Source organism: Marivirga tractuosa (assembly GCF_042140215.1).
Taxonomy (GTDB): Bacteria; Bacteroidota; Bacteroidia; order Cytophagales; family Cyclobacteriaceae; genus Marivirga; species Marivirga tractuosa_A.
The window spans coordinates 2,475,166-2,500,013 of the sequence record NZ_CP159478.1 but is presented as its reverse complement, the minus strand read 5'-3'; the positions used below and the strand labels follow the sequence as shown (position 1 = coordinate 2,500,013).

The 24,848-nt window shown below is 32.3% G+C and carries 17 protein-coding genes and 1 tRNA gene; 5 read left to right on the top strand and 13 right to left on the bottom strand.

Going from position 1 to position 24,848, the window contains the following annotated elements; all coding sequences use genetic code 11:
• Positions 1–131: 131 nt before the first annotated feature.
• The 3 genes from ABWH96_RS11265 to ABWH96_RS11255 form a co-directional block, all read right to left on the bottom strand.
• Positions 132–2,576, bottom strand: a complete 2,445-nt coding sequence (locus tag ABWH96_RS11265) for a TonB-dependent receptor domain-containing protein (protein ID WP_375577631.1) — start codon at positions 2,574–2,576, stop codon at positions 132–134.
• Between the two features lie 169 nt (positions 2,577–2,745).
• Positions 2,746–3,999, bottom strand: coding sequence for a sensor histidine kinase (locus ABWH96_RS11260; protein ID WP_375577630.1), 1,254 nt, complete (start codon positions 3,997–3,999; stop codon positions 2,746–2,748).
• A gap of 1 nt (position 4,000) precedes the next feature.
• Entirely contained in the window at positions 4,001–4,678 is a 678-nt protein-coding gene (locus ABWH96_RS11255; RefSeq protein WP_375577629.1) for a response regulator transcription factor, read from the bottom strand.
• 251 nt (positions 4,679–4,929) lie between these two features.
• Here ABWH96_RS11255 and ABWH96_RS11250 point away from each other — a divergent pair, with 251 nt between their 5' ends.
• The 4 genes from ABWH96_RS11250 to ABWH96_RS11235 all read left to right on the top strand — a co-directional run bounded on the left by ABWH96_RS11250 (position 4,930) and on the right by ABWH96_RS11235 (position 13,118).
• A complete protein-coding gene (locus ABWH96_RS11250; RefSeq protein ID WP_375577628.1) occupies positions 4,930–8,823 on the top strand; it encodes a PAS domain-containing protein in 3,894 nt (1,297 codons plus the stop codon).
• A gap of 33 nt (positions 8,824–8,856) precedes the next feature.
• Entirely contained in the window at positions 8,857–9,090 is a 234-nt protein-coding gene (locus ABWH96_RS11245) for an HAD hydrolase-like protein (protein WP_375577627.1), read from the top strand.
• A gap of 148 nt (positions 9,091–9,238) precedes the next feature.
• Entirely contained in the window at positions 9,239–12,442 is a 3,204-nt protein-coding gene (locus ABWH96_RS11240; protein ID WP_375577626.1) for a hypothetical protein, read from the top strand.
• A gap of 346 nt (positions 12,443–12,788) precedes the next feature.
• Positions 12,789–13,118 carry a thioredoxin family protein gene (locus ABWH96_RS11235; protein ID WP_375577625.1) on the top strand — a complete coding sequence of 110 codons (330 nt, stop codon included), beginning with the start codon at positions 12,789–12,791 and terminating at the stop codon, positions 13,116–13,118.
• Between the two features lie 125 nt (positions 13,119–13,243).
• On the opposite strand, the gene ABWH96_RS11230 is transcribed toward ABWH96_RS11235, so the two are convergent.
• From ABWH96_RS11230 to ABWH96_RS11220, 3 genes are read right to left on the bottom strand one after another with little or no spacing between them, the layout of a single operon-like run.
• A complete protein-coding gene (locus ABWH96_RS11230; protein ID WP_375577624.1) occupies positions 13,244–14,548 on the bottom strand; it encodes an amidohydrolase family protein in 1,305 nt (434 codons plus the stop codon).
• Positions 14,549–14,554: 6 nt separating this feature from the next.
• Positions 14,555–17,245, bottom strand: coding sequence for an amidohydrolase family protein (locus tag ABWH96_RS11225; protein WP_375577623.1), 2,691 nt, complete (start codon positions 17,243–17,245; stop codon positions 14,555–14,557).
• A complete protein-coding gene (locus tag ABWH96_RS11220) occupies positions 17,232–17,579 on the bottom strand; it encodes a hypothetical protein (RefSeq protein WP_375577622.1) in 348 nt (115 codons plus the stop codon). The genes ABWH96_RS11225 and ABWH96_RS11220 overlap by 14 nt, the downstream gene beginning before the upstream one ends.
• Before the next feature lie 246 nt (positions 17,580–17,825).
• Between ABWH96_RS11220 and ABWH96_RS11215 the strand changes: the two genes are divergently transcribed.
• Positions 17,826–19,400, top strand: a complete 1,575-nt coding sequence (locus ABWH96_RS11215; protein ID WP_375577621.1) for a GAF domain-containing protein — start codon at positions 17,826–17,828, stop codon at positions 19,398–19,400.
• Positions 19,401–19,507: 107 nt separating this feature from the next.
• On the opposite strand, the gene ABWH96_RS11210 is transcribed toward ABWH96_RS11215, so the two are convergent.
• The 7 genes from ABWH96_RS11210 to ABWH96_RS11180 form a co-directional block, all read right to left on the bottom strand.
• Positions 19,508–20,698, bottom strand: coding sequence for an MFS transporter (locus tag ABWH96_RS11210; RefSeq protein ID WP_375577620.1), 1,191 nt, complete (start codon positions 20,696–20,698; stop codon positions 19,508–19,510).
• An 88-nt stretch (positions 20,699–20,786) separates the two neighbouring features.
• Positions 20,787–21,269 carry an ExbD/TolR family protein gene (locus ABWH96_RS11205; protein WP_375577619.1) on the bottom strand — a complete coding sequence of 161 codons (483 nt, stop codon included), beginning with the start codon at positions 21,267–21,269 and terminating at the stop codon, positions 20,787–20,789.
• Positions 21,270–21,272: 3 nt separating this feature from the next.
• Positions 21,273–21,839: an ExbD/TolR family protein gene (locus ABWH96_RS11200; RefSeq protein ID WP_375577618.1), complete on the bottom strand. Its 567-nt coding sequence runs from the start codon at positions 21,837–21,839 to the stop codon at positions 21,273–21,275.
• On the bottom strand, positions 21,839–22,168 hold the full coding sequence (locus tag ABWH96_RS11195; protein ID WP_375577617.1) for a hypothetical protein: 330 nt from the start codon (positions 22,166–22,168) through the stop codon (positions 21,839–21,841). Before ABWH96_RS11195 ends, ABWH96_RS11200 begins: the two co-directional genes overlap by 1 nt.
• Positions 22,169–22,197: 29 nt before the next feature.
• The gene (locus ABWH96_RS11190) at positions 22,198–23,049 is read right to left on the bottom strand and encodes a MotA/TolQ/ExbB proton channel family protein (protein WP_375577616.1); all 852 of its coding nucleotides are present in this window, start codon (positions 23,047–23,049) and stop codon (positions 22,198–22,200) included.
• A 165-nt stretch (positions 23,050–23,214) separates the two neighbouring features.
• Positions 23,215–23,301: transfer RNA gene (locus tag ABWH96_RS11185), tRNA-Ser, on the bottom strand.
• 478 nt (positions 23,302–23,779) lie between these two features.
• Positions 23,780–24,847, bottom strand: a complete 1,068-nt coding sequence (locus ABWH96_RS11180) for an asparaginase (protein WP_375577615.1) — start codon at positions 24,845–24,847, stop codon at positions 23,780–23,782.
• Position 24,848: the final 1 nt, after the last annotated feature.

The following is a 24,848-nucleotide window of genomic DNA, read 5'->3' as shown; positions in this document are numbered from 1 at the left end:
GCTTTTTAAGGATAGCTAATATGGTGGATTATTCTAGTTTTTTGAAATGCATCTTGGAAAAAGTTAAGAAATAAAAAAAGGCACGAACATTAATCCGTGCCTAATTAAAACTAAACTATAACCAATATAAATTAGTATTCATCACCTCCGCCTTCATAATCTCCACCTTCTCTTTGTCCTTTTCTCTTATTAGAATTAATTCTATAATCAAATGAAAGCGTTACGGTAGTAGTTCTCCATTGAAATTCTGAATCATAGAAGAAATCTTCTCCTGTAGTGGTGGTTCTCCATTTTCTGGAGTTCAAAAGGTCTCTTACATTTAAAGCTAAGGTGCCTTTTTTCTGCAGTACATCTTTACTGAATCCTAAATCCACCATATAAAATGCTTTTCTAGTTCCTTGAGTAGTTTGTTGTGGAGCTCTATAAAAAGCACTCAATTGAACATTAAAATCATTACTAAAGCTCATTTGGGATGTTGCCCTACCAGAGGCAGTGAATGTTTCGGCTTCAAATACTTGTTCATTCACTACTCCATAAGTTTCAGAATAATAGAAGTTAACATTTCCATTCAATCTCCACCAGTCATTTAAGTCATGAGAATAGTTATTTTCTATACCAATTGAATTTCTTTCTGCTAAGTTTTGTGGCTGTGTATACGTTATCCCATCAATAACTGTATTAATTCTTTCGGTCACACCAGTTGTGCGTCTATAATACAATCCACTGTAAAGCGTAGCATCACTGAAATTATTGACCAAACCTACTTCATATGAATCTGTAAATTCGGGATCCAGGTTAGGATTACCAATTCTGATATTTCTATCATCATTGAAGTTAGAGAATGGGTTTAAGGAACGAAACCTCGGTCTGTCAAACCTTCTACTATAACTTGCCTGAATTGTATGTAACTTGCTGAACTCATATGTCATAAATACACTAGGGAAAAGATTTAAATAATCTCTAGCATTGGTGGTATCTACTGGTTGTTTCAGCTGAGTAGTAATATCTGTCAACTCAGTTCTTAATCCCAATTGATAAGTAAATTTTTCAAACTCACTATTATAAATGGCGTAAATAGCATGAATATTTTCATTGTAGATGAAATCATTTGTAAAATCACTTAAAACACTATCCTGCTCTTGTCCTTGAATATCTTGAGTTACCTCATATTCATTGGTAATAGTCCTTAATGTACTTCTCCAACCCGCTTCAAATGATCTAGATTCACCTAATGGCTTGACATAATTTGCTTGCATTAATATATTTTCAGCAAATTCATTTATAAATGATCGCTGCTGTATGCTGTCAACAAATTGATTGGTTGACATAAGAAACCTTTCATTTCTTAAATCTGAATCTTCAGTTTCCGAATTATTTCGATATTGAAAATCTGCGGTAAGTTTATGATCATCATCTGCATTGAAAGTTTTAGTGAAGTTCAGGTCATATTCCAGAACTTCTTCATCTTCCTTTTCATTCTGAATACGAACTGATCTTCTTATTAATTCTCTGGTACTTCTGTCTATTCCATTATAATCATCGTAATAATTATAACTTAGATTATTTTCATCAGATATTCTATATAGAAATGACCCTGTTAAATTGGTACTCTCATTAAAACTGTAATCCATACCAAACCTGGCATTTTGTGAAATACCACTTCTTTCCCTTTGTCTGTCCACATAAGTTGAATAAGTAGTATCCTCAGGTGTAAATTCTTGATCTATGTAACCACCTCCAAAATTTTCACGGTATGTAATGCCATAACTTCCAAAAAGATTAATATTTCCTTTTCTGTAGTTAATATTACTATTTACCCCTCCTATGATAGGATATCCTAAATTTGCACTTACACTTCCATTAACACCACCTTTTTTCTCTTTCTTCATGATGATATTAATGATACCTGCATTTCCTTCAGCTTCATATCTTGCTGAGGGGTTGGTAATTACTTCTACTCTCTCAATTTGATCTGCCTGGATTTGTCTTAATGCAGATCCACCACTGATACCCACCAAACCTGAAGGTCTACCATCAATAAGGATTCTAACATTTCCACTTCCTCTTAATGAAACATTTCCATCAATATCAACTGTAACGCTTGGTAGATTGTCTAATAATGACTCTGCGTTACTTCCTATATTACTAAGGTCTTCACTTACGTTAAAAACTCTTTTATCTAACTTCATCTCCATTTGAGGTCTTCTGGCCACTACCTCAACCTCAGATAATTGACTCACATCTTCACTTAGCTCAATAGTTCCTAATTCAACTTTGCTTTTATCAGCCTTAAGCTCTCTATTAATTGTCTTATATGAAATAAATTGTATTCTTAAAGTATATTCTCCCCTTTCCACTTGAAATTGAAAACTGCCTGATTCTGGGGTAACTGTTCCCGTCACTAACTCTTCATTAGCATCAAATACACTAATATTTGCATAAGCAAGAGGCTCCTTTGTTTTGCCATCAACTAGCTTACCGCTAACGGTTGTATTCTGTGCCCATACCTTTTGAGTACTTATACAAAGAAAAATTAAAAGGAATAATTTTAGAATTCTTGTACTTGTATTATACATATCTCTGATTTTCAATCTTTATTTAAAACAAAATTACCATCCAATTCTGAAGAAAATTTGAATTTCCATCAACTTGGATAAAAATTTAATGTAGCTACAAGTATTTTTTGATTCAAAATGTTATAAAGTATTGAACAAATAGTAAAAAGGAGTTTTTAAATGGTGATTATCAGCTTTCTATGGTAATTTGATGGAGTTGCTCTTTATTGATATAATTTATTTTTAATCCACTTACCAAACAGATTTTTTGAATAATGGCTAAACCTAATCCTAAAGAAGAGCTACTTTGATTTCCTTTTTTGAAACGGGCAAAAAGAAGTTTTGTATCATGATTTAAAGGTTTACCAGAGTTTTCTATTATTAATTGATTTGACTCTAAATATATCTTAATAAATCCTCCTTCAGTAAGATTATGCTTAATTGCATTATTCAAAAGATTGGTGATTAATATTTCTAGTAGTACTGGGTGAATATTCCATTCCACATCCGTTTCAATCTTTTTACTTAGACTAATACCCTTTAAATAAATGAGTTCTTCATATTCATCAATGAAATCTTCTAAAGTATTGCTAACATCGACACTTTGCTTATGCTCAAATTCCTGATTATCAATTTTAGCTAAAAGGGTTAAGGTATTGCCCAGTTTTGATAAATTTGTTAAACTTTTGGAGGCTTCAGAAACCAGTTTTTTTTGTTCCTCATCCAAATCTCCATCTTGCAATAATTCTAACTTGCCTTTCGCAATGCTGATTGGGGTTTGGATTTCATGACTGGCATTTTCAGTAAATTCTTTTAAGGATTGATAATCAGCCATTACTTTTTGTGACATCTGATCAATAAATGCATTCAATCTTTTAAACTCTTTCGTGCCCGTTTTAGGTAATTCAAATGCTTCATTTTCCTTAATATCAAATTTTTTGATAGCTGATAGCGTATCTTCAAAAGGCTTTAATAACCTTCTTGAAAGTAACCAACTACCCAGAAGAACTACTACTAGCAAAAGAATATAAGTTTTTACCAATGACTCAATTACCCCATCTGCTATATCATCCTGCTCAATAATAATATCGTATAGTGTGATTTTGTAAAATCTTCCTTCTATTTTCTTACCTACATCCAATTTATTATGTTGTTCGGGTCTTTCTAAAGTATTGTGATGTACAATAGTATCTGAGAAAACTATATTATCAATCTCTATAGAGTCTTCTTGTGGGAGAATGATTACTTTATCGCGAATAATATCTCTTGTAGGCTGTCTTCTTTCTATATAATGAATAGTGGATCTTAATCTTTCCTGGAGGAACCATTGCTCTTCTTTTTTCACTTCATTAGAAATGATTTGCACTGTCACTAGACCACCTATAATGAATACTATCAATGAAAGGCCAAGAAATATTAATACTATTTTAGTAATTAATCGCATGTTAAAAGTTTTTTAGCTTATAGCCCACACCGTAAACGGTTTCTAATATATCGTTCCCTGTAGCTTTTTGAATCTTTTTTCTAAGGTTTTTGATATGTTGATAAACAAAATCAAATGAATCACTCTGATCTATAAAATCACCCCAAAGATGCTCTGCAATGTTTTGTTTGGTCAATACACGTTTAGCATTATTAGCAAAAAACAAGAGCATTTCATATTCTTTTTTAGTTAAGTCTAAGATTTGATCCTCAACCTTAACTTCCTTTTTATCAGTATCAATTAAAATATTATCAAGCTCTATAGTATTACTACTCTCTTGCTTTCTAGTTCTATAAATTGCTTTTAATCTGGATGCTAATTCTAGCAGATGAAATGGCTTACCTAAATAATCATCTGCACCTGCATCTAATCCTCTGACCTTATCATCAATTGAATTTTTTGCGGATAAAATTAAGGTGCCAATATTTTTTCTATTGGCTCTTAGTGAATACAGCAAATCCATACCATTTCCATCTGGCAACATTAAATCTATTATTACCACATCATATTCATATGCTGCCATCTTATCTGTAGCTGTAAAAAAATCTGGTGCAACACTGATTTGAAAACCTTCTTTTTTAAGGTAATCCTCAATGTTTTTAGCCAGTTCTACTTGATCTTCAACAATTAAAACTTTCATTTTCTTGAATGTAGTTTTTTAAAACTACGCTAGTTTTTAAGCAGAAAAAAAAAAATCCAATTCTGCAAGATAAAATAAAAAAGTAAACACTTCTCATCTATAATAATGCAATTATATAACTAAATTCTGAAGCAAATTTGAAGATACGCATGTAACTAAGATTACATATTAATTAATAGTTCTAAAATTAAAGGTAAAAACTATTGAAATTATGGAAATAATGTTAGAATTTAATGCAAGAATAGGGGGAAATGAAAGTAAACTATCCATCAATTGCTCGTGAGCTTGAAGAAAGCAATCAAAGATTATTAGAAGCGCAGCAATTAGCTAAAATAGGAAATTGGGAAGCCAATGTAAATTCAGGGGAAATATTATGGTCTCCAGTTGTGTATGAAATATTTGAGTGCGATCCCAATTCTTACAAACCCACAATAAATTCATTTAAAGAGATGGTTCATCCTGAAGATGAATCCAAAGTATATGAAGAGGATGTAAAAGCTTTCAAAAATGGATATTTCAACCTTACCCATCGAATTATCACCCAAAAAGGAAATGTTAAGTATGTTCATGAGATTGCTTCTAAAATAGAACAAGGTGATGAGTTGATTTATAGAGGTACCATACAAGATATTACCCAACTGAAAGAAACTGAAGAAGCCTTAACACATGAAAAAAAGAAATTAGACTTAATTATTTCCAGTACTAATTTGGGTACATATGACTGGGATAAAGCACAAAAATGCTACTTTCTAAATGAGCAATACACTAAACTTTTAGGCTACGAAAAAAGTGAACTAAAATTTTTAAGCTTCCATCAGTGGATTGAAACCGTACACCCTGATGATATGAAGATTATGGTTGACTTCTTTCAAAGGCACAAAAATGAACCTATAATTTACTATGAGTTTGAAATACGACTAAAACATAAGCAAGGGCATTGGTTATGGGTTTATAACAATGGCAGAGTAGAAGATCTGGATCAAGACCTAATTCCAACCTATCAATCGGGTATTATCCTTGAAATTTCTGAAAGAAAGAAAGCTGAAATAGAACTAGATAGAATCAAGGCTTTATTGCTACAAACCAACTCTATAACCAAAACAGGTGGTTGGAGCTGGAATATGGATAATGGTGAAATCAATTGGACAGAAAACACAAAAAATATTTATGAAGTTGGTGATGATTACCAGCCTCATGTTGACAGTATTTTTGACTTTATTTTAGATAAGAATATAAAGGCTCAAGTAAAATCAAAAATTGAAAAATGTATAGAAGAACAGGAAAAGTTTGATATAGAATTACAATTACTTTCGGGAAACAATAATAAATTTTGGGCTAGGTTAATTGGAGTCCCTGAAGTTATAGATGGTAAAATAAAAAGACTTTACGATACTATCCAAAATATTGATGATCAGAAAAACAATGAATTTCAATTACAAGAAAAAACAAAACAATACAATGAACTGGTAGAAAATATACCTATAGGAGTTTATAAACTCAATAGAAATGGGGATTTAAATTATATGAGTCCTCCTTTCAAAAGCATGATTGGAGTTGATGGTAGGGATATCGACACCAATGATTTTGCTAATGAGGTAGTGCATCCTGGTGATTTGGAAATGTTCATTAAGGCGAATAATTATGCGCTGGATAACTATCAATATTTCAACCTTGAATTTCGAATCATTGTCAATTCACAAACAAAATGGGTTAAAGCAACTTCTCAGCCTAATAAAGATATAGATGGGAATTGGTATTGGTTTGGGACGCTCTCTGATATTACTTACAGGAAAAATACAGAGCTAAAAATACATGAAAATGAAAAGCAATTGCAAAACATTATTAGTTCCATGCAAGAAGCATTGCTTTTTTATGATGAGGAAGGAATAATCCGTTCGATGAATGATAGTGCTGCTCAGATTTTAAATCTTGATAAATCTGAAATAGTGGGTCATCGATTAACCAATACTATAATTAAGCTCTTAAAGGATAATGGTAATGAAATGGATGAGATGGAGCATCCCGTGGAAATTGCTCTCAAAGAGCGAAAATCGTTTAATGACATCAGAGTCCAATTATTAAATACAAAAACAGAAAAAGTAATATGGATTGCTGCTAATATCAAAATTATCGAAGAAGATCAAAAGCATTGGGCTTTGGTCACATTCAATGATATAAGTGATAGGGTTAAGTCTGAAAAACAACTTATTGAGGCTAAAAAAGCTGCTGAAGCTGCCAATCAAGCAAAATCAGCCTTTCTAGCCAATATGAGTCACGAAATCAGAACTCCTTTAAATGGTGTAATAGGTTTCTCAGATCTCTTAAGAAAGACTAATTTAAACGTTCTACAATCCGATTATACTCAACATATTTATAATTCAGCACATTCACTTCTCGGAATTATTAACGATATCCTTGATTTTTCTAAAATAGAAGCGGGCAAATTAAAGCTTCAGATGGAGCGGATTAATGGTCTACAATTGGCAGAATCTGCCATCAGTTTCATTACATTTCAAGCCTCACAAAAAAATCTAGAACTACTTATAGAATATGATCAAGATACTCCAATTTATTTTGAGGCCGATGAATTGAGACTAAGGCAAATCTTAATCAACCTATTGGGAAATGCCGTTAAATTCACTGAAAACGGAAGTATTGTCCTTAAAATCAGCTATAAAAGAAAGAGTAATAAAATACTTTTTGAAGTAATAGATACAGGTATAGGGATTTCCTCCAAGCAACAAAAGAATATTTTTAAAGCCTTTGAACAAGCAGATGTTTCCACTACTCGTAAATTTGGTGGTTCAGGATTAGGCCTTACCATTTCCAATAAATTATTGAAAATGATGAAGAGTAGATTGCATTTGGAAAGTGAAATTAATAAAGGCAGTAATTTTAGCTTTTCGATCGATCTTAAACATTCAGAAAATGAGTCTCTAGAAGATGTTATTGACATAAAATTTGAAAAAATTCATAATCTCTTGGTAGTTGATGATAATGTTAAACAAATCGAATCATTAAAAAACCTATTTGCTGGACTTGATCTAGAAATAGTCTTTTGTCAATCTGCTGTAGAAGCAAATAAAGTACTTTCAAATCAGAAGGATTTTGATTTACTCCTTATTGATGAAGAAATGCCTAATATTAACGGTATTGAATTATTGGGTATGCTTAAAGAGCGTGACCAATTGAAAAATAGTTATGTGATTATGCTACATAAACACATTGAAAGTGAGTTTTTCTATTCAGAATTTGTGGATGACCCTAAAGTATTCAAATTACCAAAGCCAATTCTACCTACCAAACTATTAGAATTAATTCAAAAAATAGATTCGGGAGATTTTAGTGAAAAACACAGTCTTGAAGAAGAATTAGATCAAGAAAACCAAAATGTAGAATTAGCTAAAATATTAATTGCTGAAGATAATGAAGTAAATAAATTTTTAATCATTAGAATTTTAGAAAATACATTGCCTGATTCTGAATTGATTCACGCTGAGAATGGGGAAATTGCTATTGAGGAATACAAAAAGCATCAGCCTGATTTAATATTAATGGATATTCAAATGCCGCTTATGAGTGGTATCGAGGCTACAGAAATTATTAGAACAATAGAAAACCCTAATCATAAGACGCCTATTATTGCGCTATCTGCAGGAGTATTGAAAGATGAAAAGGAAAAGGCTTTGGCAGCAGGAATAGATGAATTCTTAGAAAAACCTTTGATACAGGAAGACTTATTAAATGTTTTAGAAAAGCTTAGAATTGATGCTAAAATTAAGGAAAAAGGAAAAGCAATAGTTAAAAAACAAACACTAAAAACATTTCATAAAGAGGAGTTGTTGAAGCGACTCAATTACAATCAAAATCACTACACAAGCTTTATTTCTTTAGCTCAGGAAAATATGAAAACTTTTGAGCGTCAAATTAAAGAAACCATTGAAATTGAAAATATTCAAGCTTTACGAAATGTTTTGCACAAATTGAAGGGTACTGCCTTGGCTGCATGCTTTGAAAATCTGGGCCTATTAATTGATCAATTTGAAAGACCAAGTTTTTATAATAAGAAGGTAACTCAATATATGAAATCTAAAATAATACCAGAACTACAAAAGATTATTAAGATTTTAGAAGAAGAAAGATAAAGTAATTTTGATCATATAATTAGCATAGCGGAAGTGAAAAGCTACAAGCCACAACCTATTACCTATCAGTATGCACTAAATGAAATGAATATTGAAGCAGAAGGTAGTTTGATGGTGGCAGCCCATCCCTGGGATTTAGCCGGAGCAAAAGCTTTAGGAATGCAAACTGCCTTTATCCAAAGACCTTCTCAAATTTATTACCCCTTAAAGGAAAAAGCGGATATTAATGTAGTGAACTTAAATGGTTTAGTGGAGTCCCTATCTTAAATCCCCTATTTACCTTCTTTTAATATAATATTTCATACATCTAGATGTATATGTTATATACGTTTTGAATTCATTATATTTTACATACCTTTATATAATTAATCATTTATTTTTTTGTGTATTTCCTACAACTAAACTAAAATTAGCTATGTTGAAAAGAAAACTATTTATACAACTTTTAGTATTATTTATACCTATCATAAATGGATGCAGTGAAGGAGAACAAGTAACATTAGAGTATTTTATAAATAAAGATGGATCTGGTAAGGTTGAAATTGATTATGAATCTAGTTTATCAACCAAAGAAGAACTTCATAATATTGACGATGTAGATCATTTTATTAAAGAGGAAGCTGATGGATATAGTTTTCTATTAAATAAAGAAATCAAAAAGCTAGTTGAGGAATCTGAAGGAGTAAAAAGATGGGGTGAGCTCAATTATCAAATGATTGGTGAGGAAAATGAAAGTTTTATAAAAGTCAAAAATTCAGATTATCAAAAACAGTATAACCGATATAAAATTCAGGCTACAGCCTATTTTGAAGATATTACAAAACTAAATTTTGCAAAGCTCACAGATATTGATATTTACGAATTCAATAAAAATCATCTTAAATGGAGACTACCACGAAATAAGGAATTAGATGCTGAAATAAATAAACCTATGAAGAAGGAAAGACTTCAGAAGAATGATAAGTTTTTTGAAGTTGTTGCAGGATCATTAATGATGGCTCTTAAAAATGGGCTGGAAATTAACTATATCATAAACCTTCCAAAAAAAGTAGAATCAGCTGGTTCTTTTACTGTAGATCCTTCAAATAAAAGTACAGTCAAGTTTATCTTGAATGAAGAAAAAGGTGAAGAATTGGTAGCGTCCTTAGAACAAAATTTCAAAAATATTGATATTGAAGACAGTGTAGTTACTCCAATAGATATTATAACCAAAGCAATATTTGGCTCAGAAAATGAAAGGCAAATAGACATGTCATCTGGCCTATTCAGTGGAAAGACAAAAAAATATGTTTCTAAAGATGAAATAACTGCCTCTTCCAATTATGCTATTCAAGAGATAGAGTTGCCTAATGTTAAAAACTTAAGCGATTTATATGGGGGGTTAAGAAACTCTTACCAAAAACTGGGTAGCTATGAAAAAATACTTGAAGACACTTCTAGATTATATGCAGATAAAAATGGGACTTTATACACTGGAATTGTATATACAAAAGAGCCTAAGTCATACAGCAAAGTCAATAAGGTTTTTAAAGTAAAAAATGGTGAATTACAGGGTGATTATTGGGGTTTTGATAATGGTCAATTACGCTATAAAACATTATATAAGAATAATCATCCAACTTTTCAAACAGAACTTATTCACAGTAAGGATTCCGTAAACTATATTCAATCACAGCCCTTAAAAATAAAGGATAAATGGATACAAAAAGGCTATATAAAACATATACACGAGGATGAAGATTACATGTGGTTGTCAGGTGATGAAAAGCAATTTAAAATTTTAAGAATAGATAAAGAATCTGAGGAAATAAAGATTTTCAATGAATTAAATATCCCCATCAATGCCAAATATGCTAATTGTATGGTTGTGGATACTAAAGGTAAAAAGTGGGTTGGAACAGAAAACGGGTTATTCACCTTTTTTAATGATAATTGGCAAGAAATTTCCTTGAAGGAAATAACATCTAAAACACCGCATCTCAAAGACAGTAAGTTTATAAGTAATATTTATTTTAATCCTTATGATCAATCATCCTGGCTTTTGCTTTCGAAAGACAGAAATTCAAAAAAAGCTTTAATTCAAATCGATTCATCAGGAAATTTCTATAATCATAGCCAACATATAAAGAATGAGTTGGATCCTACATACAAAAAACGAAACGTCTCCTACAAATTTCATGAAAACAATTTAGGCTTTATTGATGATAGAAGTAATGCAGGTGTCTATCGATATGGCGAGAAGAAAAATGAAATAATAAAATTAGAAAATGAAAATCCATACCCTTATAGGTATAACAATTTTATTTTTGATAATGAAGGAGGGGTAATGTTAAGCAGAAGAAAGGGCTTAGTTAAATTTGATTCAAACTTAAAAATAGAAAAAGAAATAAGTAGAGATCAATTTGAAGGCTCCGATGTATTAGGGTCTTTAATTAAGGATAAAAATATTATATATTTTGACACAAGAGATTCCCGTACAAAAAAAATGAATAAAGAGAATATACCCTCCGAACATTATTTAGTGTCATATAATATGAATACGGGTGATACTAAAATCATGGATATTCCAGTTAAAAGTTTAAAATCTCTACATATAGACCAGAACAATAGATTTTGGTTTTTAGATACTGAAGACAACTTATTATTAAGTGATGAGCACTTAAATTCTTTCGAAAAGGTAAAATATTATGATACTGATAAGCTCCCTAGATTCTATGAAGTAATTAAAGATGAAGGAGGTAGTGTATTTATATCAGAAGATGGAAGAAAAAAGTATAAATACATTTCAAATTTGGAAAATTGGAAAGCTATTGATTTTCAGTTACCTAATTCATTAAAAGGTAAAGTACTTACCTTTGCAAATGACAAATGGTTTATACCTACTGGTAGAAATCATAATGAATCAGTTATATATTCTTGGAAAAACAGCAACTGGTCAAAGCAAGAATTACCAACTGAGGTAAGAAACCACATCTATGAAAATGGGGTCTTAAGCAAGGATGGTTTATATTTATTATACAAGCCAACAAAAGACACTGATCATTTTAAATTAATTCATTACAGTCATAACGGTTGGGAAACTATTAAACTTCCTTCAAAGGATATTAGAAAAATTGAATTAATTAGTACAAATGAAGGATTATGGATGCATATAAGAAAAAAAGGATTGTTCAATTATGGAAAAGATGAAAAATGGAATCAAATCTCGGGAAGTGAAAATTGGGGGTATGTCTATTCAATTATAGATGCTGGAGAGAATGAATTAATTGTATCTATACTAAACGGTTTAGTAATTAAAACGACTAACAATGATTGGAATAAATATACTCTTTCAAACACAGGAATAAATTTTGGATCTATTTCTGATGCAGTTCGTGATAAAGAGAATAGAATAATATTATCATCACGAAATCCAAATATAAGAAGATACCAAGATGAAAACGAAAGTCTGAATTTATGCAAATTGTTTATTTATGAAAAAGGTAATTGGCAAGTATTAGCAGGAGTTTCAAATAATGTAAAAAATGGTAATTATGATTATCAGTCTTTAATGATAAAAGATAAAAAGCTATTTCTTGCGACTCTTAGAAATGGTATTCTAGAAGCAGATTTAGATTAATTACCTATTTAATTATTTGCCAGTTGGTCTTGGTGCCTTACTAAGACCAACATTTTTCTAAATAAAAGGACACTCCAATTATAATCCTTTTTGAAAAGACAGATAATAACATACATCTTAACAGATCGAAATCATCTTTCTTAATCACATCATTTCTATCAAAACTATTGATGAAAGATTTTATAAAAATATTAAATCTATGAAAAGTTTAATTTATCTTAAAATTGCATCACATACTAAAATTTGATTCTACTCAAATATTACATCTTCAAAATTCTGAAATATTAAATCCTCTAAACAATACTCGAAATTAAATGTATCTACATACAAATAAATTTTTTAAGCTATGATAGAAAAAGTTACAGATCTTAATCTAGAGGATCATTTGAAGAAAAATGAAAAGGTAATCATAAAATTTTATGCTGATTGGTGTGGAGTATGTAAAGCTTTTGAACCTCAGTTCAAAAAAATGGCAGAAGATGCCAATACAGATGTGAAATTTCTTGAAATCAATGCACCAGATAATCCAAAAGCGAGATTATCAGCAGGTGTTTATAGTCTTCCATTTTTCGCCAGTTATGAAAATGGTGAATTAAAGGAAAAAATATCTAGTGCTGACAGAAAAGCAGTTCAAACATTAATAGATAATATCCAGTCAACTCCAGAATTAAACTAAAAAAGAAAGCCAGCTTAATTTAAGCTGGCTTTTCATTAATTTCTAATTGATTATAAATTAAATGCCTGAAAGATCAGATATTAATAACCTGTCAACTAGACAGCTAGACAACTTTCTAACTGGATTTATTCCTTATCAAACTTCTCTTTAAATTTCTTATATAATCTTTGTTGATGACCTTCTAAGGTTACTTCTCTGCCTTCTATAAACACATACTCTGGTTGATTGCCTTCCATATCCAAAATATCACCTTTAGATACCACAATGGAGGCAATTTTTCCCTTCTCTAAACTTCCAATTTTATCATCAACACCCATTATTTCGGCTGCATTTAAAGTCACCATTTTTAATGCTTCTTCTTTTCCTAATCCATAGGCCGCAGCAGTACCAACGCTAAAAGGGAGATTTCTCACTTGCATTACTTCACCCCATTGGCCAATGGCTACCTTAATACCAGCCTTATGCAGTAGATTCGGTAATTGATAAGGCATATCCACAGGATCAGCAGTTCTACTAGGCAATCTTAAAGTCTCTTCTAAGATAACAGCAATTTCGTTATCTTTTAAGAAGTCTTTAACATAATATGCTTCATCACCACCAACTAAAACAATTTTTTCAACACCCATTTCCATTGCAAACTGAATAGATTGTACAATTTCTTTGGCCCTGTCTGTATGAATATAAAGACTTTTTGAACCATCAAACAAACCTTTCATCGCTTCCAATTTCAAGTTTTTAGTTTCTGGGCTTGATATATCATTATATGAAACTGCATCTTTGAAGAATGTTTTCACTTCCTCATATTGCTTATCATAATCTTCATTCTCTCTCCATTCAGTTTCTCCTAACCACCATCTAGGATATTGCAGTTTAGAGGGCCAATTTAGATGAATTCCTTCATCATTCTTCAGTACGGCATCTTCCCAATTCCAGGCATCCAAGTCCATTACAGAACTACTTCCTGATATGCGTCCCCCCCTTGGAGTTGTTTGTGCATAAAGTACCCCATTGAATCGAGTAGTAGGGATAATTTCAGAATCGGTATTATAAGCAATAAGAGCCCTCACATTAGGATTAAAATCACCTGTTTCGTCCTGATCTCTAGTTGCTCGAACTGCTGCAATTTCCTCTAATCCTATTATAGTATTGCTAGCAATCAATCCAGGATAAACATGCATACCTTCTGCTTTTATCACCTTGAATTTGGATAAATCCATTCTGATAACTGTAGCATCAGCAACATTGGTGATAATTCCATCTTCAAAAGTAATCACCGAATTTTCGATAACCTCACCATTGCCAAGATGTGCATATGCATTCATAATAGCAATTGGTTTTGATTGCTCCTCTCCTGGTGCTGGTACCTGAGCCATAGCTATGAAGCTTAAAAAGCTCAGTATTATAATTCCTAAATATTTAAATATCTTCATTTCAGCTTATTTTAAAGATGAATAATTTTGAATTTCTGTTTCGCAATGGTAAATAATCTGTGATTTTGGCTTTGCCTTTTGAGTAGATTTACCATTTGATTTCTCGCCTTGCATTTTAGCTACTAAACGAGCTCTTTCAGCTTGAATAGCATCTAATTTATCGCCTTGCTCCTCCCTATCGAAGAATATTGCTCCTTCGATAATTGTTTTTTCAGCTTTTGCATAGATTGATAAAGGTTCATCACTCCAAAGTACAACATCTGCATCTTTACCCTCTTTTATGCTTCCCATGCGGTCATCTAAATGTAAAAGTTTTGCAGGGTTTAAGGTCACCATTTTCAAAGCTTCTTCAACTGGAACACCACCATATTTCATGGTTTTTCCAGCTTCCTGATTTAATCTTCTACCCATCTCTGCATCATCAGAATTAATAGCTGTAACCACTCCTTCTCCGTGCATCAATGCAGCATTATAAGGAATAGCATCATTTACCTCAAATTTATAAGCCCACCAGTCTGAGAAAGTAGAACCACCCACTCCATGTTCCTTCATTTTATCAGCTAATTTATAGCCCTCTAAAATATGAGTAAAGGTATTAATTCTAAAACCATAACGTTCAGCTACTTTCATTAGCATATTGATTTCAGACTGTACATAAGAATGACAAGAAATAAATCTTTCGCTATTTAAAATCTCAACTAATGTTTCTAACTCTAAATCTTTTCTTGGTGCTGTGGCATTCGCTTTATCTCTTTTAGATAAGTTATTATAAGCATTCCATTCAGCCTCATATTCTCTTGCTCTAGTGAAAGCATCCTCAAATACTTGCTCCACTCCCATTCTGGTTTGAGGAAATCTTACTGTATTTCTCTCACCCCAATTGGATTGCTTCACATTCTCTCCCAAAGCAAATTTTATGAACTTATCAGCCCAATCAATTTTCATTTCCTCTGGACTGTAGCCCCATTTCAACTTGATAATAGCAGAACGACCTCCAATTGGATTAGCAGAACCATGCAATAATTGAGATGCAACCACTCCACCTGAAAGTTGTCTATAGATATTGATATCTTCTGAGTTAACTACATCCTCAATATTCACCTCTGCCGTAACAGCTTCAGAACCTTCGTTTACTCCTCTACTTATGGCAATATGAGAATGCTCATCAATAATTCCAGAAGTTAAATGTTTACCTGTGCCATCAATTTCTCTAGCTCCATTGGCCGATAAATCTTTCCCTATTTTAGCAATTTTCCCATCTTCTAATAAAACATCTGTGTTTTCTAAAACCCCATCAGCTTCGTTAGTCCAAACTGTAGCATTCTTAATTAGAATAGTCTCTGCTTTTGGTTTTTCTGTATTCCCATGCGCTACAAAAGGATAAACCAAAGAACCTACCTGATCTTCGTCTTCTTCTTTATCTTCATCCTCTTTCTCCTCTTCTGACTCACTAGTATCTTGCTCATCATTCATAGTAGCATTCCATTTAGCCCAGCTTCCATCTGGTAATTTAGCGTTTCCACTTATTTCATTAGCTTTTAACCAGCCTGATAATCTTATTTTACCAGCTTCCTCTTTGCTTTCATCCTTAAATGATAAACTGATTAATTGCTTCGAAATTTCAGATTTCACGTCATAAGAAGTAGAATCATTTACCACTATTTTAAATTTCTCTTTACCAGGGTCACCACTCACTTCCATTTGGTAATCATCATTACCAATAGTTAAAGTGTAATCTCCAGCTAAATCTGGCAAAGTATAATCCTCATATTTATATGGATTCCCTTGTACCCAGTTTTCAAATATTTTGGTATCCTTTTTTACTGGACTACCATCAGTAATAATAAAATTGGCATATTTTCCTTTTGAAAGACTACCTAACTTGTCGCCCATTTTAATAAACTGTGCAGGATTATAAGTTAAAGCTTTTAAAGCCTGTTCTTCAGATAAACCTTTCTCTATAGATTGAGAAATCATAGCTGGAAGTTTGGAAGCATCTTTTAAACCATCAGAAGTAATGGAATAACTAATTCCATTATCAGCTAACATTTTCAGGTTATAAGGTGCCATTTCCCAATGCTTCATATCTTCAAGACTTACATTTAAGGCATCTAATGGATCATCCACGTCATAAGCTTCAGGATAATTTACTGGAAGGATTAATTGAGCATTAGTAGCTTTGATTTCATCCAATCTTTGATACTCATCTCCATTTCCTTTTATAATGTACTGTACTCCAAATTCATCTCCTAATTTATCAGCTCTCAGAACATATAACTTATCACCACCTGCTTCAAAAAATTGAGGATAGCTTTTATTAATATTAAATGCACTCAATGAAATATCAACCATTTCATCTTGTTTCGTATACCATTCAGCATCCAAATACGTTTGCTTGATTAAAGCAATAGCACCCATTAAAGAAGATGGGTTGTCTTGAGTAGAAGTTCCTTTATCAAAAGAAAAATGCTGAGATGCTGTTTCTTTTAACATCGTTTCATTTTGGCCATCATGCAATGCAATAACAGTACCTGTACCTCTTACTAGTCCATCCTGGCTATGGGTTAAAACAACACCAAATCCTGCTTTTCGCATTTTATCTGCATCAGAACTACTGTTCTCAAAAGCTTCATGTGCATTGAAATATGCTTTAATGGCATCATTTGCATTATAGGCACCGTCATTAATAGGCCCCAATTGACGGACCAGGGCTGCGGTTTTGTTGATTTTTAGGCATTCCAATATTACTCGATAATTCAATAAAGGAAGGATAAATATGCTTCCCTTTCAAATCATGAACAATCGCTCCATTTGGGATTTTAACATCTTTACCTGAAGCAATAACCTCTCCTTTTTGTATTACCAAAACAGCATTTTCAATCGTGGTTTGATAGTCAATATGTAATGTAGTGTTAATAAAGGCATGTAAGCCTGGTCTCTCGTCCTTTACACCATTCACTATAAAAGTTTCTTGTGCTTGGGAGGAAAAAAACCATAAGCTCATACAAGCTATAAGTAATTTTCTCATCATTTTATGTAGTTTTAGATTAAGAAATGAAAATAGTACTTTTTATATAATTAAGTAAAAATAATTGCATCTATTATTTCATTGGTATTTTTCGATTATCAATGGATATCAAGAATAAAACCAATACTGACATTAGATTAATTGACAAAAAAGCACATCTCAACTTGATTTTTAAATTAAGCAGCTCTTTGTTTTAAAGGAATTAAATTTTAATTTAATGTAGTTAATCTTATAAATTTTTTAAGAATTATGAGGAAATTTTTAAATAAACACTTGATATCCATTGCCATATATGCAGTTTCTGCACTAATTTTATTGAGTGTTACACTTTCCTTCTACAACAAAAAAGTAATGAGTGATGCTTTGGAAATCCAGGAACAGGCAGACATGGTTTTTAGAGTATCTGAAAACACATTACTTAACATTCGACAGATGGACATTAGCGCTAGAGGCTATGCCCTAATTAGAGAAGATGGCTTTTTATTTTGGAGTGTAGCGAATGCGCGGAAAGAAAACCGTGAAAACTTCAACAAACTTGATAGCCTTTTTGCCATACAAGGCTATTCTGATCCTGTCAATTACCCAAAATTGAAAGCAGGTTTTAAAAAGTATGCCGATATGTACGAGGAAATGGTTAAACATTTAAAAAATGATGACCTCGAAGCTTATAAGGATTTACTAAGAGCAGATTATGGTAGAACTTTTTGGCCAATAAATGATGCCTTTACTACCAAATTATATGAATTTGAAGAAAATCTAGTAGATAAAGCACAATCAAGATATGAAAGAGCTATTTTTCAAAATACCATTGTTCAACTACTATTACTATTAATTGGCTTACCAACCTTGATTTTTATCTTAATTAAATTAAGGAAGGATGAGAAAAACCGTACTGCTTTATTGATCAATCTCAGAGAAAATAATAAAAAGTACTTATTTAATGATGGCGATACACGTTTTAGAGGTGCTGCTAAAATACTAAATGGTTCTATTGATAACCTTAAAAAAGCGGCTCAATATGTTAGAAAAGTAGCTTCAGGAGAATTTGATGTTGAATGGGAAGGAATGACTGAAGAAAACAGAGAATTAAATAAAAAGAACCTTGCTGGCCAGTTAATTGAAATGAAAAAACAAATGCAATTAGCTGATGTAGAGAACAAAAAACGTATCTGGGCAACTGAAGGATTGTCCAAATTGAGCGAAATTATTCGAAATAGCGAACAAGATACTAAACAACTGACGTTTGAATCCACTAAATATCTAACACAATATCTGGGAGCACAGCAAGGCAGCCTCTTTATCTTAATTCAAGACGAAGATGATGAAAACCAAAAACATTTAGAATTATCTGCAGCCTATGCATTTGACAGACAAAAATTCTTAAATAAAAAGGTTGAAATTGGTCAAGGTTTAATAGGGCAAACTTATTTGGAAAGAGAAACACTTTTATTAACTGAAATACCACAAAATTATACTTTCATTAAATCTGGTTTAGGAGATTCCACTCCTACATGCTTAGCAATAGTGCCAATGCTATATAACGAAAATGTGCAAGCATTAATTGAATTGGCTTCTTTTAAGAAATTTGAAGAACATGAAGTCAAATTCTTAGAAAAAGCTGGTGAATATGTTGCGTCTGCTATTGCTACAACCCAAAACAATGAAAAGACCCGAATATTATTAGAACAAATGCAACAGCAAGCAGAGGAAATGAGGGCTCAAGAAGAGGAGTTAAGACAGAACATGGAAGAACTTGAGGCTACTCAGGAGGAAATGAGAAGAAAAGAAAAAATGATGGAGGAGAAAATGCAGAAGGCCAACTAAGATTTATTAAAATTCAATGCAGAAGGTATGCGAATCATTAATAAAAAGCCTATTCCAACTGCAAAGAAAAGCCCAAGTGCAATGGTACTGTTACGCATACTGCCGGTTCACTGTTCAATAAAACCATAAGAAAAGGTACCCACCACAACCGCTAGCTTTTCCGTGACATCATAAAAGCTAAAGTAAGAGGCCTCATCATATGATTGTTGAGGCATAATTTTAGAATAAGTACTTCTCGAAAGAGATTGAATACCACCCATTACCAAGCCCACTACAAAGGCCAAAACATAGAATTGATAATCTGTATAAACGAAATAGGCATAAATACAAATCCCAACCCAAATTGCCAACATATTTAACAAAGCGAATTTATTGGTTCTCTTTTTAGAGATATAAGCAAATGCATAGGAACCTATTATTGCAACAGCATTGATTATAATAATCGTTAAGATTAATTTATTGCCTGGGAGATTTAATTCTTTGCTTCCAAAAGATGCAGCCATGTACATTACAGTTTGAACTCCCATGCTATAAAAAAAGAAGGAGGTTAAAAAGTATTTAAGAATGGGTTGCGATTGTACTTCTTTAAAAACCTTTACTATTTCTTTATAACCACTTTTAATAATAGAATTACTATAATTTATAGTGATATTAGGTTCCTTTAATCTTCTAAAGGTAATTTGGGCAAAACCCATCCACCATATCCCTACCGTCAAAAATGAAAACCGAGCAATTAGGGCGGTGTTTTCTAATCCAAACCATTGAGGATTGGAGATACAAATTAAATTGATAATCAATAATATGATACTCCCTACATAACCCAATGAAAAGCCTTTTGCACTGATCATATCATGTCGGTCAGGAGTAGCAATAATCGGTAAAAAGGAATTATAAAAAACTAGGCTGCCTGTATATCCTATACTTGCAAAGACCGAACAAATAATAGCCCATTCAACATTTTCACCAGTGAAAAAGAAAAGACCAATACATGAAAATGCTCCCAAATACGTGAAGAATTTCATAAATGCTTTCTTATTGGAAGAATAGTCCGCAATACCTGAAAGAAGAGGTGATATTAGCGCAACCACAAGAAAGCTAAAGGAAATAGCAAAAGAATAAAGAGCAGTATTTACAAATTGAAAACCAAAAAAGTCAACTATATCACCATCAAAAGCTGTCTGTGTAGCTGTATTATAAAAAACAGGAAAAATAGATGATTTAATGACGATGGCATAAACAGAGTTAGCCCAATCATACATGCACCATGCATTAATGGTTTTGGATTGATTGATTTCCAATTGTAACGAAATTAGTTAGCCTACAGATTTTTGCAAAAAAAAACCTCATTCCAGTTTTTGAAATGAGGTTTTATAAATTATTTAACTATTAAAGCAAAGAATTATCTTTATCCTTACTAGTTAATTTTAAAGTGTTATACATTAACTTACGAGCATTTGCTTTTCTTAACTGTTGCTGAACATCAGAGATAATACCCATTTTAGCTTCGCTATCCACTTTCATGGCAATGGTAATTTTATCCCGTTCGACCTCAGATAATTTATCCTTTTCTTTAGCAACCCAAAGAAGTACATCTCTAGGTTCAATAAATACATCGTTAGCTTGAATTTTTGCTTCACCCCCAAATTTTTCAGTTTGTTTTGGTTTACCTATATATAGGTAGCTAACCAAAGACTTTCGTTCAATCTTTTTCATTTGTTCCGCTTTAGGTATTTTTTGTTCCACCTTAATTTCGGTTTCCCTCAATACGGTAGTCACCATGAAAAAGAACAGGAGCATAAAAATAATATCCGGTAATGCGGAAGTAGGGATTTCCTGACTCGCATTGGTTTTCTTTTTAAACTTTGACATAATTTAATCTCCTCCTATATTTGTTGGTTCTGCAATAGAAATCGCCATTGGAATATCTCCTTTACCTTTATCGTAAAGTGCTTTTTCTTTAGGGTTACTCGTATTTAATGCCCTAAATTCATCAATTGGAATTCCAGCTCTATCTGCATATATTTGATAGTAAGCTCCTTGCAATTGATCCAATACATTAATATATATCTCATAACTTGTTCCTCTATCTGTTTTAAAGGAAACAATTGCATCTTGTGGACTTTCTGCCAATTCAGGATTATTACCAGGATTGAGAACATGCTCAATTACCATGTCTTTAATCTCTGTATAATCATCTAAACGTTCACCTTCTACTAAAAGTCTATCAGCTGAGTTGATGGCTACTTTAAATAGATTTCTCTCTTTAATTTTAACATCAATTTCTTCAGCATCATCCTTTTCAGGCGGTAAGGTTAAAGATAATCCTTTATCAGATGCAATGGTAGTAGTTACAAGAAAGAATATTAACAATAAAAATGCTATGTCGGCCATAGAGCCTGCATTCACTTCTGCTTTTGATCTTCCTTTACTTCTAGCCATTATCTTATGATTTTTGCAATTTCAGAATACACAATAGATATTAACGCGATCCCCATCAACAAATATGTTGTGATCAATACACCACCAATAACTTTTGATGATGTGTTCGTAATATCAAATTCAATATACTTAGCAGTTACTTCATCACCTGAGATTCCCCAGCCGATTAAATAAACTACACCGATTACTACTACTCCCAAAACAGACTTCAATAAGCTCTTTGGGTTGCTTAATGCGCTTATTAGCGGTAGAACAATTGCACCTAAAGCTGCAATCAATACCAAAAAATAAGCTACATATAACATTACGTTAACTCCTACATCTTCCATATAGTAAATCTTTTAAGGTTAAACTTAATTTACTTAGTAAGGTTATGCTTTACTAAAATATCAACTAAAGCAATAGAAGCATCTTCCATTTGATTTACCAAAGAATCTACTTTAGAAACGCAATAGTTATAGAATAATTGTAAGATAACCGCAACAATCAAACCAGCAACTGTTGTTAATAAGGCAACCTTAATACCACCGGCAACCAATGAAGGAGAAATATCACCTGCTTCTTGAATTGAATCAAAAGCGTCAATCATACCAATTACAGTACCCATGAAACCTAACATCGGAGCAAGAGAGATAAATAATGAAATCCATACTAAACCTCTTTCTAAACGTCCCATTTCAACTGAACCATAAGAAATAACTGATTTTTCAACCATTTCAACACCTTCAGACATCCTCATTAAACCTTGCGTAAAGATTGACGCAACAGGACCTCTTGTGTTTTTAGTAACTTCTTTTGCAGCTTCAACACCACCTTGACTTAATGCATCTTCTACATTTGCCAATAATTTGTTAGTGTTTGTAGTTGCTAAGTTTAAAGTAATGATTCTTTCAATAGAAATAGCCAATCCTAATATTAAACAAATTAATACCACTGACATGAATTCCCATCCACCTTCGATAAATTTCTCTTTTACGACTTGGTGAAAACCTTGCTCTTCTTCAACTTCTTCTTCTTCTACAACAGCAGTGGCCGTTGTATCCACTTCTTCTACAGCAGCCGAGTCAGACACCTCCGCAGAGTCACCTTCCATAGCGGTTGTATCATTTTCCATTTCAGAGGTTGCTTCCTCATCCTGAGCAATTGCATTGCCATTGAAACCGAAAGCAAGAGCTCCGGCCATCATCATTAAAACAAATAGCTTTTTCATAGTTAAGTTGTTTGTAATTTTCCTTTTTTAGTTATTGTATAATAGTTTAAATGAAAACTAAGTCCAATTTTACACAAATATCAACAAACAGAAAATTTTTTTAGCAATTCTTTAAGCCAATACCTTAATATTTAATCATTAAAGTTTAAAAAATTGACAAAAATGCGGAGAAGGAGGGATTCGAACCCTCGGTACCCGTGAAGGCACACTCGCTTTCCAGGCGAGCCCGATCGACCACTCTGGCACCTCTCCTTTGTCTGTTTATATTTATTTATAGATTGAACTCTTTTCAAACGTGCACAAATAAATTAATAATTTATTCTTCATGCAAGCTCATTTTGTCAAATGGTAAATATTAATACAATATTAATACGCAAATGAGTTGCAAATAGAATGATTGTACTTAATAATTATACTATTCCATGTAAGACCACCATATCCTATTTGGTCAAAATAACACAAAGTAGTTCAATTCGAACTTTTCTCCGATTCCTTAGGACAAAAATGTAATTTAAAGATCATAATATATATTAATTCATTAAGTACTAAGAATGCTTTTATTACACCAGTGGCTTTTAATTATCTGTTAGCTTCAGTCATCTCCTTTTTTAAGTACAAATTTTCTGAAACCCCATTCATTTTCTATAATAGAATCACTTTTAGGATTATAAGTGCTTACATATAATCCATCTTCTTTAATAAAGGATAATTTTAAAATGATAATTAAGTATTACTCCATTTCGCCTCGAAGTGGCTTTATGAGATAATTATGCTGCATTTCAGCAGAATGTGCATGGGTTAATACATACATCATTTTAGTAATAGCTGCTTCGGTTGTAATATCACTACCGCTTATTACGCCAATGGATTGCAAATCTTTACTAGTTTGATATCTACCTTGAATCACCTTCCCTCCCATACACTGGGAAACATTCAAAATTAAAATCCCTTTTTCAATAGCTTTTTGCAAGGCATCAATAAACCATTTCTCAGTTGGCGCATTGCCTGAACCATAAGTTTCTATCACCAATCCCTTAAGGCCTTTAATGGATAAAATTCCTTCTACTAAGGCTTTTGAAATACCTGGAAATACTTTTAAAATGGCTACTTCTTGTTGTATATTTTTCCTCACTTTTAATTCTGCATCTGCTTGATATGGTCGTAATGCAGAAAAATTATACTCTATAATTACTCCTGCTTCAGCCAAAACAGGATAATTTTCACTTTGAAAGGCATCAAACTGAACACTTTCCACCTTTTTTGCACGATTTGCCCTAAGCAACAGGTTATCAAAATAAATAGAAACTTCTGATACAATTGGCCTGTGATTTAATTTCTGACTTGCAATTTCAATAGCGGTAATCAAATTTTCACGGGCATCAGAACGAGCAGCACCAATAGGCAATTGTGCTCCAGTAAATATCACTGGTTTATTGAGTCCTTCTAACATAAAACTGATAGCCGAAGCAGTATAAGCCATAGTATCTGTTCCATGGATCACAATAAAACCATCATACTCAGCATAGTGATCTTCTACTAGGCCTGCAATGTCATCCCAATGGCTGGGGTTTACATTAGAAGAATCAATTAATTTATTAAATGAAGCAACTGTTATTTTTAAATTGAAATTTCTTAAAGAAGGAACCTCATCCAGTATATTTTGAAAATCAAAAGGAACCAATGCCTGCTCTTCATTATACACCATTCCTAATGTACCACCTGTATATATAATCATCACTGCACTTTCTGGTGCTTTAGGTGTAGCGGTTTCAATATGTATTAATTCGTATGGCTTCATC